Origin of the sequence: Curtobacterium sp. JUb34 (assembly GCF_003755065.1) — a bacterium.
GTDB lineage: Bacteria > Actinomycetota > Actinomycetes > Actinomycetales > Microbacteriaceae > Curtobacterium.
The window spans coordinates 750,779-764,550 of sequence record NZ_RJVH01000001.1; the positions used below are offsets into that span (position 1 = coordinate 750,779).

At 68.3% G+C, this 13,772-nt stretch carries 12 protein-coding genes and 3 tRNA genes; 9 read left to right on the forward strand and 6 right to left on the reverse strand.

Annotated features, from left to right (window positions below; genetic code table 11):
* Positions 1 to 66 precede the first annotated feature (66 nt).
* A tRNA-Leu gene (locus EDF63_RS03545) sits at positions 67 to 153 on the reverse strand.
* Between the two features lie 86 nt (positions 154 to 239).
* Here EDF63_RS03545 and EDF63_RS03550 point away from each other — a divergent pair.
* The 7 genes from EDF63_RS03550 to pknB all read left to right on the forward strand — a co-directional run bounded on the left by EDF63_RS03550 (position 240) and on the right by pknB (position 9,434).
* Positions 240 to 920: a DUF3662 and FHA domain-containing protein gene (locus tag EDF63_RS03550; protein ID WP_123292929.1), complete on the forward strand. Its 681-nt coding sequence runs from the start codon at positions 240 to 242 to the stop codon at positions 918 to 920.
* Entirely contained in the window at positions 917 to 1,468 is a 552-nt protein-coding gene (locus EDF63_RS03555) for an FHA domain-containing protein (protein WP_123311260.1), read from the forward strand. Before EDF63_RS03550 ends, EDF63_RS03555 begins: the two co-directional genes overlap by 4 nt.
* A 6-nt stretch (positions 1,469 to 1,474) precedes the next feature.
* The gene (locus EDF63_RS03560; protein ID WP_123311262.1) at positions 1,475 to 2,833 is read left to right on the forward strand and encodes a Stp1/IreP family PP2C-type Ser/Thr phosphatase; all 1,359 of its coding nucleotides are present in this window, start codon (positions 1,475 to 1,477) and stop codon (positions 2,831 to 2,833) included.
* Positions 2,830 to 4,272, forward strand: a complete 1,443-nt coding sequence (locus EDF63_RS03565) for an FtsW/RodA/SpoVE family cell cycle protein (protein ID WP_123311264.1) — start codon at positions 2,830 to 2,832, stop codon at positions 4,270 to 4,272. Before EDF63_RS03560 ends, EDF63_RS03565 begins: the two co-directional genes overlap by 4 nt.
* Positions 4,269 to 5,723, forward strand: coding sequence for a penicillin-binding protein 2 (locus EDF63_RS03570; RefSeq protein WP_123311266.1), 1,455 nt, complete (start codon positions 4,269 to 4,271; stop codon positions 5,721 to 5,723). The genes EDF63_RS03565 and EDF63_RS03570 overlap by 4 nt, the downstream gene beginning before the upstream one ends.
* The gene (locus tag EDF63_RS03575) at positions 5,720 to 7,492 is read left to right on the forward strand and encodes a serine/threonine-protein kinase (RefSeq protein ID WP_123311268.1); all 1,773 of its coding nucleotides are present in this window, start codon (positions 5,720 to 5,722) and stop codon (positions 7,490 to 7,492) included. Before EDF63_RS03570 ends, EDF63_RS03575 begins: the two co-directional genes overlap by 4 nt.
* Positions 7,493 to 7,613: 121 nt before the next feature.
* A complete protein-coding gene (gene pknB, locus EDF63_RS03580) occupies positions 7,614 to 9,434 on the forward strand; it encodes a Stk1 family PASTA domain-containing Ser/Thr kinase (protein ID WP_260232960.1) in 1,821 nt (606 codons plus the stop codon).
* A 215-nt stretch (positions 9,435 to 9,649) separates the two neighbouring features.
* Here pknB and EDF63_RS03585 read toward each other — a convergent pair whose 3' ends face one another.
* Complete coding sequence (locus EDF63_RS03585; RefSeq protein WP_123311272.1) at positions 9,650 to 10,294, reverse strand: aminodeoxychorismate/anthranilate synthase component II; 645 nt, start codon at positions 10,292 to 10,294, stop codon at positions 9,650 to 9,652.
* An 81-nt stretch (positions 10,295 to 10,375) separates the two neighbouring features.
* On the opposite strand from EDF63_RS03585, the gene EDF63_RS03590 reads away from it, so the two are divergent.
* Complete coding sequence (locus EDF63_RS03590; RefSeq protein ID WP_123311274.1) at positions 10,376 to 10,630, forward strand: cell division protein CrgA; 255 nt, start codon at positions 10,376 to 10,378, stop codon at positions 10,628 to 10,630.
* Positions 10,631 to 11,067: 437 nt separating this feature from the next.
* Here EDF63_RS03590 and EDF63_RS03595 read toward each other — a convergent pair whose 3' ends face one another.
* The gene (locus tag EDF63_RS03595) at positions 11,068 to 11,922 is read right to left on the reverse strand and encodes a rhomboid family intramembrane serine protease (protein WP_123311276.1); all 855 of its coding nucleotides are present in this window, start codon (positions 11,920 to 11,922) and stop codon (positions 11,068 to 11,070) included.
* A gap of 7 nt (positions 11,923 to 11,929) precedes the next feature.
* The gene (locus EDF63_RS03600; RefSeq protein ID WP_027466924.1) at positions 11,930 to 12,469 is read right to left on the reverse strand and encodes a peptidylprolyl isomerase; all 540 of its coding nucleotides are present in this window, start codon (positions 12,467 to 12,469) and stop codon (positions 11,930 to 11,932) included.
* A gap of 116 nt (positions 12,470 to 12,585) precedes the next feature.
* Between EDF63_RS03600 and EDF63_RS03605 the strand changes: the two genes are divergently transcribed.
* The gene (locus EDF63_RS03605; protein WP_123311278.1) at positions 12,586 to 13,161 is read left to right on the forward strand and encodes a hypothetical protein; all 576 of its coding nucleotides are present in this window, start codon (positions 12,586 to 12,588) and stop codon (positions 13,159 to 13,161) included.
* Between the two features lie 342 nt (positions 13,162 to 13,503).
* Here the strand turns inward: EDF63_RS03605 and EDF63_RS03610 are convergent.
* Together EDF63_RS03610 and EDF63_RS03615 are read right to left on the reverse strand one after the other, a co-directional pair.
* Positions 13,504 to 13,576, reverse strand: a tRNA-Ala gene (locus EDF63_RS03610).
* Between the two features lie 55 nt (positions 13,577 to 13,631).
* Positions 13,632 to 13,708 (reverse strand) — tRNA-Ile (locus tag EDF63_RS03615).
* Positions 13,709 to 13,772: the final 64 nt, after the last annotated feature.

Genomic DNA, 13,772 nt, shown 5'->3' on the forward strand with positions numbered 1-13,772 from the left:
CCGGACGGCACGCCCCCGAGAACGAGGAAAGGCCCCGGATTCCTCCGGGGCCTTCCTCGTTTTGCCTGGTGCGCGAGGGGGGACTTGAACCCCCACGCCGTTTCCAGCACACGGACCTGAACCGTGCGCGTCTACCAATTCCGCCACTCGCGCCAGCCCCAAAACACTACCACGCACAGACTGCCCCCTGCGCCAACCACTACCATGCAGTGGTTGGCGACCGACGACTCTGGAGACACATGGGCCTGCTGGACAACTTCGAGCGAGGGCTGGAGCGCGCCGTGAACGGCGCGTTCGCGAAGACCTTCCGCTCCGGTGTGCAGCCGGTCGAGATCTCGAGTGCCCTGCGCCGCGAGCTCGACACGAAGGCCGCCGTGGTGTCCCGCGAGCGGATCCTGGTGCCGAACGAGTTCACCGTGCGCCTGGCGCCACCGGACTTCACGCGCATGAACGACGTCGGTCGTCCACTGATCGACGAACTCACGCAGATGGCCCACCAGCACGCCGTCGCACAGAACTACTCGTTCTCCGGACCGGTCACCATCCGGCTGCAACAGGACGGCACGCTCTCAACGGGCATCCTGCAGATCGACTCCACCACGGTGCAGCGCGACGTCGCCTGGATCGCCGTGCTCGACATCGGTTCGCAGCGCCACCGCCTGCAGCGCGGACGCACCGTGATCGGCCGCGGCAGCGACGCGGACATCACGATCGCGGACACCGGGACGAGCCGGAAGCACGTCGAGGTCCTGTGGGACGGGAAGCACGCCCAGGCCACCGATCTGGGCTCGACGAACGGCTCGAAGCTGAACGGTCAGCACTTCCAACAGGCGATCGTGGAGCCGGACTCCACCATCGAGATCGGTCGTACCCGTATGGTGTTCCGGGTGATCCCGGAGAACGACGGAGGTGCTCGATGACCACAGGCCTGACCCTGCTCGTCCTGCGCTTCGCGTTCCTCGCGGTGCTCTGGCTGTTCGTCTTCGTGATCGTCTTCGCCCTGCGCAGTGATCTCTTCGGCCAGCGCGTGCGCACGATCCCCACGGATTCCAAGTCGGCACCCTCCGGCCCGACGACCCCGACGATCCCCGCAGCGGCGGCGCCGGCAGCGGCCTCGGGCGGCGCGTTCACCGACCTGATCGGGCAACCGACCGCCGCGACCCAGTCCGCCTCGCCGGCTGCGGTGCGCCTCGTGATCACCGAGGGCGCGCGCGAGGGCATGGAGATGCCCCTCGGCGGCGGACCGATCACGATCGGTCGCTCCAGCGAGTCCAACGTCGTGATCCGCGACGACTACACCTCGACCAACCACGCCCGGCTCGACCTGCGCGCCGACGGCTGGCTCCTCACCGACCTCGAGTCCACGAACGGCACCTTCGTCAACGGTCAGAAGGTGAGCGCTCCCCTGATCGTCGCGGAGCGCACGCCGATCACGATCGGGACGACGACGTTCGAGCTGCGGCGGTAACCCGGCATGACCGCTCGCACGCTGAGCGCCGCTGTGTCCCACGTGGGCCGCATCCGCGCGAACAACCAGGACTCCGGCTACGCCGGGGCGCACCTGTTCGCGGTCGCGGACGGCATGGGCGGGCACGCCGGCGGCGACGTCGCCTCGGCGATCGCGATCCGGCGCATCCGCGAGGTCGACCGCGAGTTCCCGTCAGCGCACGACGCCGAGTTCGCGTTGCAGTCGGCGTTGATCGCGGCGAACCAGCTCATCACCGAGACGGTGTTCGAGCACCAGGAACTCACCGGCATGGGCACCACGGTGTCCGCGATGATCCGGGTCGGCGAGCAGATCGCGATCGCGCACATCGGCGACTCGCGCATCTACCGGCACCGCGACGGCGAGCTGCAGCAGATCACGTCGGACCACACCTTCGTGCAGCGCCTGGTCGACAGCGGCCGGATCACCCCGGAAGAAGCAGCGGTCCACCCCCGCCGCTCGGTGCTCATGCGCGTGCTCGGCGACGTCGACGCCGCACCGGAGGTCGACACCGCGATCATGGACATCCAGCCGGGCGACCGCTGGCTGCTGTGCTCCGACGGCCTGTCGTCGTACCTGGCCGAGGAACGCATCCGCCACGCCCTGGCGTCGAACATGGACGCCAACCAGGTCACCCAGCGCCTCGTCAAGGAGACCCTCGACCACGGCGCCCCCGACAACGTCACCGTCGTCGTCATGGACGTCACCGCGGACGAGGTCGACGACGATGACGACGCGGCCACCACCGTCGGGTCCGCGGCCGCTCCCCTGACCTTCGAAGCGTCGACCGGCCGCAAGCCGATCCGCCTCCCCACGATCCTGCTGCACCCGCTCAAGGTCACCACCGCTCCCGAGGACTCGCACTTCGAACCCGAGTCCGACCAGTTCTTCGCGGAGCTCATCGCCGAGGACCGCCGGCGCCGCATCCGACGCCGGGTGTCGTGGACCGTCGCGCTCGTGGTCGCCGTCGCCGTGCTCGTCGGCGCGGTGTTCGTCGGCTGGCGGATCACGCAGGACCACTACTACGTCGGCACCGACCGGGGTACCGTCGCGATCTACAAGGGCGTCCAGCAGTCGATCGGCCCACTGGCGCTGTCGGACGTCTACGAGGACACCGACATCACCGTGTCGATGCTGCCGGACTACACCCGCGAGAACGTCCGCTCGACGATCAACGCGCAGTCGCTCGGTGACGCGCGCGACATCGTCGACCGACTCCGCAAGGCCGCCGAGACCGGGCAGGACCAAGCCGGTACCGGCGGCGACGGCGGATCCACCTCCTCGCCCTCGCCGTCCCCGACCCGGTCGTCGACGCCCTCGCCGTCCCCGACCCGGGGCTCGCGATGAGCAACGCCACCGCCCAGTCGTTCACCCAGGCGATCACGATCAAGCTCCGTGAACCCGCACGCGCTCGGAACCTCGAGCTCGTGCTCCTCGTCATCGCCTGCGGTATCTGCGCCGGCGCGATGGTCCTCGTGCAGCTCGGCACGAAGGGTCGACTCTTCGACACCTCGGTGCTCTGGGTCGGCGGGGGCATCCTCGGCCTCGGGCTCGTGATGCACGTGGTGCTGCGGGTCGTCGCGAAGAACGCCGACCCGTTCATCCTGCCGATCGCGCTGGTGCTGAACGGCGTCGGCATCGCCGAGATCTACCGCATCGACGTCCACAACGGCCTGTCCGGCTGGGACGCCATCGGCGTGAAGCAGATCGTCTGGACGATGCTCGCGATGGTCCTGGCGATCATCACGCTCGTCGCCGTCCGCAACCACCGGTTCCTGCAGCGGTACCGGTACATCTTCATGGCGCTGACGATCGTCCTGCTGCTCCTGCCGATGCTGCCCGGGATCGGCACGAACATCGGTGGCGCGCGGGTCTGGATCAAGATCGGCCCGTTCTCGTTCCAGCCCGGCGAGCTCGCGAAGATCACCATGGCGCTGTTCTTCGCCGGGTACCTCGTCACCGCACGCGACTCGCTGTCGATCGTCGGCAAGAAGTTCCTCGGCATGACGTTCCCGCGGGCCCGCGACCTCGGCCCGATCCTGGTGATGTGGGGCGCCGCGATGGCGGTCCTCGTCTTCCAGCGCGACCTCGGCACGGCGCTGCTGTACTTCGGCCTGTTCCTCGTGATGATCTACGTCGCGACCGCGCGCATCAGCTGGGTCATCATCGGCCTCGCACTGTTCGTCGGCGGTGCCCTGGTCGCGCAGAGCGCCCTCGAGTACGTGCACGGTCGGTTCGAGCAGTGGCTCGACCCCTTCAACCAAGAGGTCTTCAGCCGCGACACCCAGGCGAGCTACCAGCTCGTGCAGGGTCTGTTCGGCTTCGCGAACGGCGGGATCACGGGCACCGGCCTCGGGCAGGGTCGCCCCTACATCACGCCGGTGGCCAACGCCGACTACATCATCGCCTCGCTCGGCGAGGAGCTCGGGCTGATCGGTGTCTTCGCGATCCTCGCGCTCTTCATCGTCCTGGCGTCGCGGGGCCTGCGCGTGGCGTTCATGGCCCAGGACGACTTCGGCAAGCTGCTCGGTGTGGGCTTCGGCTTCATCATCGCGCTGCAGGTCTTCGTCGTCGTCGGCGGCATCACCCGGATCATCCCGGTGACGGGCCTGACCACGCCCTTCATGGCAGCGGGTGGTTCCTCGCTCATCGCCAACTGGATCATCGCCGCGATGCTGCTGCGACTCACCGATTCCATCCCAGCCGAACAGCGCGTCCAGCAGGGTGCGATCCCCGCCGCGAGCGGGCGGTCTGCGCGCGCGACCAGGAAGGAGCGTCGTCGATGAACCGACAGCTCCGCGGTGTCTCGACCGTCATCGTGCTCATGTTCGTCGCACTCTTCGTGTCGACGACCTCGATCCAGTTCTTCTCGGCGGACACGCTCCGCGCCGACTCCCGCAACTCACGAACCATCTTGGACAGTTACTCGACCAAGCGCGGTGCGATCCTCGTCGACGGCAGCCCGATCGCCGAGTCGACCCCTGTGGACGACCAGTACGAGTACCAGCGCAAGTACACGAACGGCGACCTGTACTCGGCCGTCACCGGGTACTTCACCATCGGTCAGGGCAACACCGGCATCGAGAGCGCGGAGAACACCGTGCTGTCCGGCAACTCGGACGCCTCCTTCTTCCAGAACCTCAACTCGATCCTCACCGGCCAGGACGTCCAGGGCGACAACGTCAACCTGACGATCGACCCCGCCGTGCAGCAGGCAGCGTACGACGCCCTCGGCTCGAACAGCGGCGCCGTGGTCGCGATCCAGCCGAAGACCGGCAAGATCCTCGCCATGGTGTCGAAGCCGAGCTACGACCCGAACACGCTCACCTCGCACGACACCGCGAAGGTCAAGGAGCAGTACGACGCCCTGCTCGGAGCCTCGTCGTCCCCGCTGCAGAACCGCGCGATCGGCGGCGACCTGTACACGCCGGGATCGGTGTTCAAGCTCGTCGTGGCATCAGCGGCGCTCGAGGGCGGGAAGTACAACCTCGACTCGACGTTCCCGAACCCCTCGCGCCTGCAGCTCCCCGGTACGAGCTCGTACATCAACAACGCCGAGGGCGGCACGTGCGGCGGCGGCGACAAGGTCAAGCTCCGCACGGCCATCCAGTACTCGTGCAACATCCCGTTCGCCGAGCTCGGGCAGAAGCTCGGGTACGACGCGATCAAGAGCATGGCCGACAAGTACGGCTTCGGTGACGCCATCGAGGTCCCGATGTCCGCGACCGCCAGCCAGTACCCCGAGGTCGACTCCACGGCGCAGCTCATGCTGAGCGCGTTCGGCCAGGCGAGCGTCCGGGTGTCCCCGCTGCAGATGGCCATGGTGTCGGCCGGCATCGCGAACGGCGGCAAGGTCATGCAGCCCTCGCTCGTCGACTCGATCACCACGAGCGATCTGAAGACGGTCGAGTCCTTCTCCCCGAGGCAGTACAGTGATCCGCTGTCCTCCTCCGAGTCCGCTGACCTCACCGAGGCCATGCAGAGCGTCGTGAACGCCGGGACCGGAACGAATGCCAAGATCGACGGTGTCGACGTCGCAGGGAAGACGGGCACGGCCGAGGGCGGAACAGGCGATCCCTACACCCTCTGGTTCACCGGGTTCGCGCCCGCGAAGGACCCGGAGGTCGCCGTGGCGGTCGTCGTCGGAGACGGCGGCGGGCTCGGTCAGTCGGGAGTCGGCAACACAGTCGCGGCCCCGGTCGCGAAGAAAGTCATGGAGGCGGTGCTGAACAAATGAGACCCACCAGCGGACTCACCTTCGGTGGGCGGTACCAGCTCTCGTCCCGGGTCGCCATCGGCGGCATGGGAGAGGTGTGGCAGGCCACCGACCTCGTCATCGGCCGAACCGTCGCACTCAAGATCCTCAAGGACGAGTACCTCGGCGACCCCGGGTTCCTCGAGCGCTTCCGCGCCGAGGCCCGCCACGCTGCGCTCGTCAACCACGAGGGCATCGCCAACGTCTTCGACTACGGCGAAGAGGACGGCAGCGCCTACCTCGTGATGGAGCTCGTCCCCGGCGAAGCGCTCTCGACCATGATCGAGCGCGAGCACACGCTGCCGGTCGACAAGGTCCTGGACATCGTCGCGCAGACCGCGAATGCCCTGCAGGCCGCCCACGCGGTCGGTCTCGTGCACCGCGACATCAAGCCCGGCAACCTGCTCATCACGCCGGACGGCCGCGTCAAGATCACCGACTTCGGCATCGCACGCATCGCCGACCAGGTCCCGCTCACCGCGACCGGCCAGGTCATGGGCACCGTGCAGTACCTCTCGCCGGAACAGGCGAGCGGACACCCGGCGTCGCCGTCGACCGACATCTACTCGCTCGGCATCGTCGCGTACGAGTGCCTGGCGGGCCGCCGTCCCTTCACGGGTGAGTCGCAGGTCGCCATCGCGATGGCGCACATCAACGAGCAGCCGCCGGCGCTGCCCGGGGACATCCCCGAGCCCGTCGCGGCGCTCGTGATCTCGTGCATCGCGAAGAAGCCCGCCGATCGTCCCGCGACCGCCGCCAACCTGGCGCGTGCTGCACAGGCGCTCCGTCGTGGTGACGTCGCGGCGGCCACCGTGGCCGTCCCCGCCATCGCGCAGGGCGGCACCGTGGCGTTCAACCCGCCGCAGGGGCAGGGCAACGACGCCGCCACGGCACTGCTCGGCACCCAGTCCGGTGCGGCCGCCGGTGGACCCGTCGGACCGCGGTCCCCGGCGACGGACGAGCCGGAGGAACCGAAGAAGAAGCGCGCCTGGATCTGGTGGGTCGTCGGCATCGTCGTCGTGCTCGCGATCGCCGGCGTCGTCGGAGCCTTCGCCCTGAACGGTGCGTCCGAGCCGGACCCGACCCCGTCGAAGTCCGCGACGAGGACCCCGCGTCCGTCGACGACGCCGTCCGAGACGCCGTCGCAGACGCCGGTCGACACCCGCGTGACCGTGTCGGCGGCCGACTACACGGGCCAGAACGCCGAGCAGGTCGCGAACCAGCTCCGTGGTCAGGGCCTCGTGGCCGAGGTCGTCGCCGGGTCGAACGCGACGTCCTCCGACCAGGTCGGCACCGTCGAGTCGCTCAGCCCCGAGGGCAGCCTCGAGCAGGGCACGACGGTGACGATCAAGGCGTTCGGCGACGTGCTGACCGCCGAGGCGCCCGAGCGTGCGACCGGTGGCTCCGTGAGCGACTCCGGCCGCGTCACGTTCAGCTGGCCGTCCTACGACAAGTGCCCCGCCGGGTACTCCGACGTGAGCTACACGTACACGATCGACAACGGCACGGTCCCGTCGAACGGCAGCAGCTCGGGCTCGACCTCCGGCACGGCGGTCACCGTCGCGGCCGCGCAGTCCGGCACGGTGACCCTGTCCTACAAGGTGACGTGCAAGTCGCCGCAGTCCGGCACGGCGGTCGTCTCCGACTCGTCGCCCGGGGCGCAGGTCACCTGGACCGAGCCCACCGAGGAGCCCACGACGGACCCGAACGACGGCATCGACCCCACCGACGCCCCGATGGACGGCAACTGAACGACCCCCGGACGGGGACTGTCGACACCGTTCGGTAACGGTTCGGTCGACCCCTCCCGGACCAGCGTCTCACCAGGTTGTGCTGCCGTACACTAGCCCGGACGGACAGACGGAGGAGTACGTGCCAGAAGGTGTGACCGCGGGGATCACCCTCCTCGCCAACCGTTACGAGATCGGTGACGTCATCGGTCGAGGCGGCATGGCAACCGTGCACCTCGGCAACGACACCCGTCTCGGTCGCAAGGTCGCGGTGAAGCTCCTGAAGCCGAGCCTGGCCAACGACCCGGCGTTCCGCACCCGGTTCCGGCAGGAAGCCCAGGCCGCCGCACGCATGGCGCACCCGACGGTCGTCCGCGTGTACGACGCGGGCGAGGAGACCGTGACCGAGACCTCGGGCGCCGAGGTGCAGGTCCCCTTCATCGTGATGGAGTACGTCGAGGGCCGCCCGCTCTCCGACATCATCGCCGAGGGCGCCGTCGCTCCGGCCGAGGCCGTCCGCATCACCGAGGGCATCCTCACCGCGCTCGAGTACTCCCACCGCGCCGGCGTCGTGCACCGGGACATCAAGCCCGCCAACGTCATGGTCACGCACAGCGGCCAGGTCAAGGTCATGGACTTCGGCATCGCCCGCGCCATCACCGACACCTCGGCCACCGTCGCGCAGACCACGTCGATCCTCGGCACCGCGTCGTACTTCTCGCCGGAGCAGGCCCGCGGCGAGACCGTCGACGCCCGCACGGACATCTACTCCACCGGTGTCGTGCTGTTCGAGCTCCTCACCGGCCGTGCGCCCTTCCTCGGGGACACCCCGGTGGCGGTGGCCTACCAGCACGTCAGCGAGCAGCCCGTCGCACCGTCCTCGATCACGCCAGAGGTCTCGCCGGCGCTCGACGCCGTCACCCTGCACGCCCTGGTGAAGGACCGCACGCGCCGCTTCCAGAACGCAGCAGAGTTCCGCTCGGACCTGCAGCAGGCCGCTGCGGGCCGGGTGCCGGCGTCGACCAAGAAGATCCAGCAGAACGCGGCGAACGACGCCTCGACGGTGCTGTTCGGGGTCGACCCGCGCACCACGTCGAACCCGGCCGCGGCGTTCCGCGAGCTCGACGACGACACGGCTGAGCACCGCCCGCAGCGCACGCAGAACCGTCCGCCGGTGGCGTGGATCTGGGTCGGGATCCTGCTGACGGTCGCGGTCATCGTCGGTGTGGTGTTCTTCGTCGCGAACCTGCAGCCGGGCAAGCCGCCGGTGTCATCGTCCGTGAGCGTCCCGAACGTCACCGGGTCGACCTTCAGTGCCGCGTCCACCGCCCTCGAGAAGAAGGACCTCACGGCCGTCAAGGTCGAGGAGAACTCCGACTCGGTCGACAAGGGCATGGTCATCCGCACCGACCCCGGTTCCGGCATCAACGTGGGCCGCAAGTCCAGTGTCAACGTCGTCGTGTCCCTCGGCCCGGAGCGGGTGCCGGTACCCGAACTGAACGGGCAGTCCCAGGCAGCGGCGCAGCAGGCGCTGGACGATGCCGGGTTCCGTGTCGGCGCGATCAGTTCCGACTACTCGTCCGACGTGCCGGAGGGCACCGTGATGAGTTCCGACCCCGAGTCCGGCTCGCTCCACACCAAGGGCATCGTGATCAACCTCACGGTCTCCAACGGCAAGGTGCAGCTGCCGAACGTCACGAACCAGCAGTTCTCAGAGGCCAAGGCGTCGCTCGAGCAGCTGGGCCTCACCGTGACGCCGTCGCCGTCGTACTCGTGCACGGGCGGCCTCGTCACGCAGCAGGACACCCCCCAGGGCGACATCGCCCAGGGCAGTGCCGTCACGCTGACGTACTGCGCCGCGAGCCAGCCGACCCGCGCCCCGTCGACCGACAACGGGGACGACAAGGGCGGTAACGGCGGCGACAACGGCGACAACCGCGGGGACAACGGCGACGGTCGCTGACCGTTCGGATCACTGACGGCGTCACCGCGGCTCTCGAGCCGACCACACGCATGCGCGTGCAGCGTGGCGGGCCGGTGACGGGCCTCCCGTCGGCACGCTGACGGCCAGGAGGTCCGGTGCATCGCCGCCACGCGTCCGCAGCTCGTCAGGTCGTCGCGTCCACCGCCGCGGCCGCCACCGTCAGGACACGACGCCGTCGTACGTGGACCGGCAGCTCAGGCGCGGTGCGTCGCGATGAGCGGGCCGAGGCCGTCGGCGCGCTCGGCGGCACCGGACAGGCCGGTGGTCTCGAGCCAGTTGCCGACCATGCGGTAGCCGCCCTCGGTCAGGACCGACTCGGGGTGGAACTGCACGCCGTAGAGCGGGTGGTCTCGGTGCTGGACGCCCATGATGACGCCGCCGCCGGTCCGGGCCGTGACGGTGAGTTCGTCGGGAACCGTCCCGTCGACGATCGCGAGGGAGTGGTACCGCGTCGCCGTGAACGGGTGCGGGACCCCCGCGAAGAGCGCACTGTCGTCGTGGTCGACCTGCGACGTCTTGCCGTGCATGAGTTCGTCCGCGTGCGTGACCGTGGCCCCGAGGGCCTCCGCGATCGCCTGGTGGCCGAGGCAGACCCCGAGCAGTGGGGTTCCGGAGGCCATCGCTGCGTGCACCGTCGGGATCGAGACGCCGGCGTCGGCCGGGGTCCCCGGGCCGGGCGACAGCAGGACGCCGTCGTACTCCGCGATGCGGTCTGCGATCTCCGACTCGGGGAAGGCGTCGTTGCGGACCACGTCCGTCTCGGCCCCGAGCTGTTGGACGTACCCGTTCAGCGTGTAGACGAAGCTGTCGTAGTTGTCGACGACGAGGATCCTGGTCATGGCGGTTCACCGTACTCGTGGGGGATGTGTGCAGCGGTCTGCGGGCCGATCCACACACGTGGTCACGGTAGGATACCGGCCATGGCCAGTGACAAGGACCGCACCAAGCCCGCCCGGAGGACCCGAGCCGACTCGGTCGACACCGCGGGGGACAGCCCCAATCCGGTGTGGTTCAAGCCGGTCATGTTCGGCTTCATGATCATCGGCCTGGTCTGGGTGATCGTCTTCTACATCTCGAACGCGACCCTGCCGGTCCCGAGCCTCGGCTCGTGGAACATCCTGATCGGCTTCGGCATCATGTTCATCGGCTTCCTCATGACCACCCGCTGGCGCTGACACCAGCCGCGAGACTTCCCGACGCCCGTCGCACCGCCAGGTGCGGCGGGCGTCGTCGTTTTCCACAGGAGTTCCCGGCGTCAGCGCCCGGATCGTCGAGGATCCGGGTGGTTGTCCACACTTCTCCACACTCTCCACATCGTCATCCACACCCCGACCCCGGAGTTATCCACAGCTGAGTCCACAGTGGGGATAATCACACGCGTGTAACTCACCGGTTTCTCCACACCTGTGGATAACTCTGCGGGCGCCTTGTGGACGGCGGCTGCGCCGTCCCGTCTGCGAAAGCGCCAGATGTCGCCGCAAGGTTGGCCGCAGACCGTCGCTTCCACGGAAGAGCGGCCACGCGACGGGCCGGGCGCACGGATGTCCGGGAACGACGAACGCCCCGCCGCGGAAGCGACGGGGCGTTCGGTCGGACGTGTGTCCGGGTCGGGTCAACCGATGGTGACCGCGTACCCGACTGCGGTGAGCGCGATGCCGACCACCGCGGTGGCCGCGAGCAAGCCGATCTGCAGCGGCCGCTTCCGGATTTTCCCGGTCTTGGCGAACACGAAGCCCACCAGGAACCCGCCGATGATGCCACCGACGTGCGCCTGCCACGAGATGTTGATCCCCGGGAGGAACCCGACGACCAGGTTGAGCCCCATGATCACGAGGAGCTGCACTGCGTTCTGCCCGAGGCTCCGCTGCAGCACGAAGAACGCCGCGAAGAGACCGAAGATCGCGCCGGACGCCCCCACGACGGTCGTGCCAGGAGCGAGGAACGTCACGAGCATCGACCCGAAGATCCCGGTGATGAAGTACAACGCGACGAAGCGCCACGTACCGAGCATGTTCTCGAGCATCCGGCCGAAGATCCACAGCGCCCACATGTTGAACAGGATGTGGAAGATGCCCGAGTGCACGAACAGGGCAGTGACGACTCGCCACGGCTGCGTGGGCAAGAGGAACGAGTTGTAGGCCAGCAGGCTGGTGAAGAACCGGCCGCTCACCTGGTCGAGCAGCCAGATCGCGACGGTGACCGCCACGATGACGACCGTCGCCTTCTGGTCGAGCATCGCGAAGCGCCGTCGCGCGACCGTGAACCCGCTCGGGGCTCCGGACGCGCGACGGTTCGCTGCGAACTGTGCGCGCTGTTCCCGCACGCACTCCGGGCAGTGCACCCCGACTGCCGCCGGCGTCTGGCACTCCGGGCAGATCGTCCGCCCACAGCGCTGGCAGAGGACGAAGCTCTGCCGGTCCGGATGCCGGTAGCAGGTGTTGTTCGGGTTGTACGCCTGGTCGGTCACGTGAGGATCAGACGCCTTCGACGTCGATGCTCTGGATGACCACGTCCTCGACGGGCTTGTCGCGACCGTCGGTCGGGACACCCTCGATGGCGTCGACCACGGCACGGGACTCGTCGTCGGCGACCTCACCGAAGATGGTGTGCTTGCCCTGCAGCCACGGCGTCGCCACCGTGGTGATGAAGAACTGCGAGCCGTTGGTGCCGCGGCCGCCCTGGATGCCGGCGTTCGCCATCGCGAAGATGTAGGGGTTCTGGAACGTGAGCTCGGGGGAGATCTCGTCGTCGAAGCGGTACCCGGGGCCACCGATGCCCTGGCCGAGCGGGTCGCCGCCCTGGATCATGAAGTCCTTGATGATGCGGTGGAAGATGACGCCGTCGTAGAGCTTGTCGGTGGAGACCTTGCCCGTGCCCGGGTGGGTCCACTCCTGCTGGCCCGTTGCGAGGTCGACGAAGTTCTTGACGGTCTTCGGAGCGTGGTTGCCGAACAGGTTGACGCGGATGTCGCCCTTGTTGGTGTGGATCGTTGCGACAGCGGTGTGCAGAGACATGTTCCGATTCTCGCATGTACCGGCTGCGTACGGACCGGACCCACAGGTGAGGCTCCGTGACCTGTCAGGGACTCTGGTGGCAGGATGGGGTCACGCCGATCCGATGGAGGTACCAGATGACGACGATCGAGATCCCGCGCAAGCGTCGGAAGCAGATCAAGAAGCTCAAGGGCCAGACCGCCTCGCTCCTCGGAGAGCAGCGCAAGGTCCTCGAGCACGCGAACGCGATCCTGGCGGAAGCCCGGTCGAACGCAGCCGACGCAGCCCGCAAGGACATCGCCCCTCGTGTGCAGAACGCGATCGACAACGGGATCCGTCCCGCGGTCGCGACCGGGGTACACGCTGCGACGTCCGCAGCACAGAGTGCTTCGCACAAGTTCCAGTCCGAGGTCATCCCCGGACTGGTGTCGACCGCTGGCTCCGTGCTGAGCGTCACCGACCTCGCGAAGGACCCCCGGGTCAAGAAGATCGTGAAGAACGCCCAGAAGAAGGGCAAGAAGGCCAAGAAGGCTGCTGTGAAGTACGTTCCGTCGCAGCAGAAGAAGGGCATCGGCTTCGGCGGTGTCGCACTCATCATCGTCGGCGTCGTCGCCGTTGCTGGTGCTGCGTACGCCGCGTACCAGACGCTCCGTGCCGACGACGACCTCTGGGTCGCCGACGACGCTGACACGGCGGAGAAGCCCGCCGCCTGACCTCCACGGTTCGTACGAAGGGCCCCGGCACTCCGCCGGGGCCCTTCGTCGTTCCTGGGCCGGGTGCTGCGAGGACACGCCCGTCTGTCGGCGCCGAGGTTCCACGACATGCCGTCCGCTGCCCGCCGAGGTTCCACAGGCGGCCCGAGGCGCGCTCGAGATGCCGAGATCTCGGAACCTCGACGCAGCGGCACACGCCCGAACCGAGCACGCACGACGAACGCACGATGTCTCACGGAGACGGCCATCGCGGAGCGGCCAGTGCCGAAGGCACGAGACCAGCACGGCGGAGCGACCGGGCGGAGGGAGGAACGACCGCAGCAGGGTCATCCCGGAGTGGAGTGGAGCCTGGGAGAATCGAACTCCCGACATCCTGCTTGCAAAGCAGGCGCTCTACCAACTGAGCTAAGGCCCCGGGTGCCACCGAGGTGCTCGGCGACGGGATGGAATTGTCGTGTGTTCCGGAGAACTGGTGGGGCTACAAGGACTTGAACCTTGGACCTCTTCGTTATCAGCGAAGCGCTCTAACCGCCTGAGCTATAGCCCCTCAGACCGGATGAAAGCCTACCGTACGGATCTCGCAGAACGAAATCGAGCGGTCGGCCCACCCG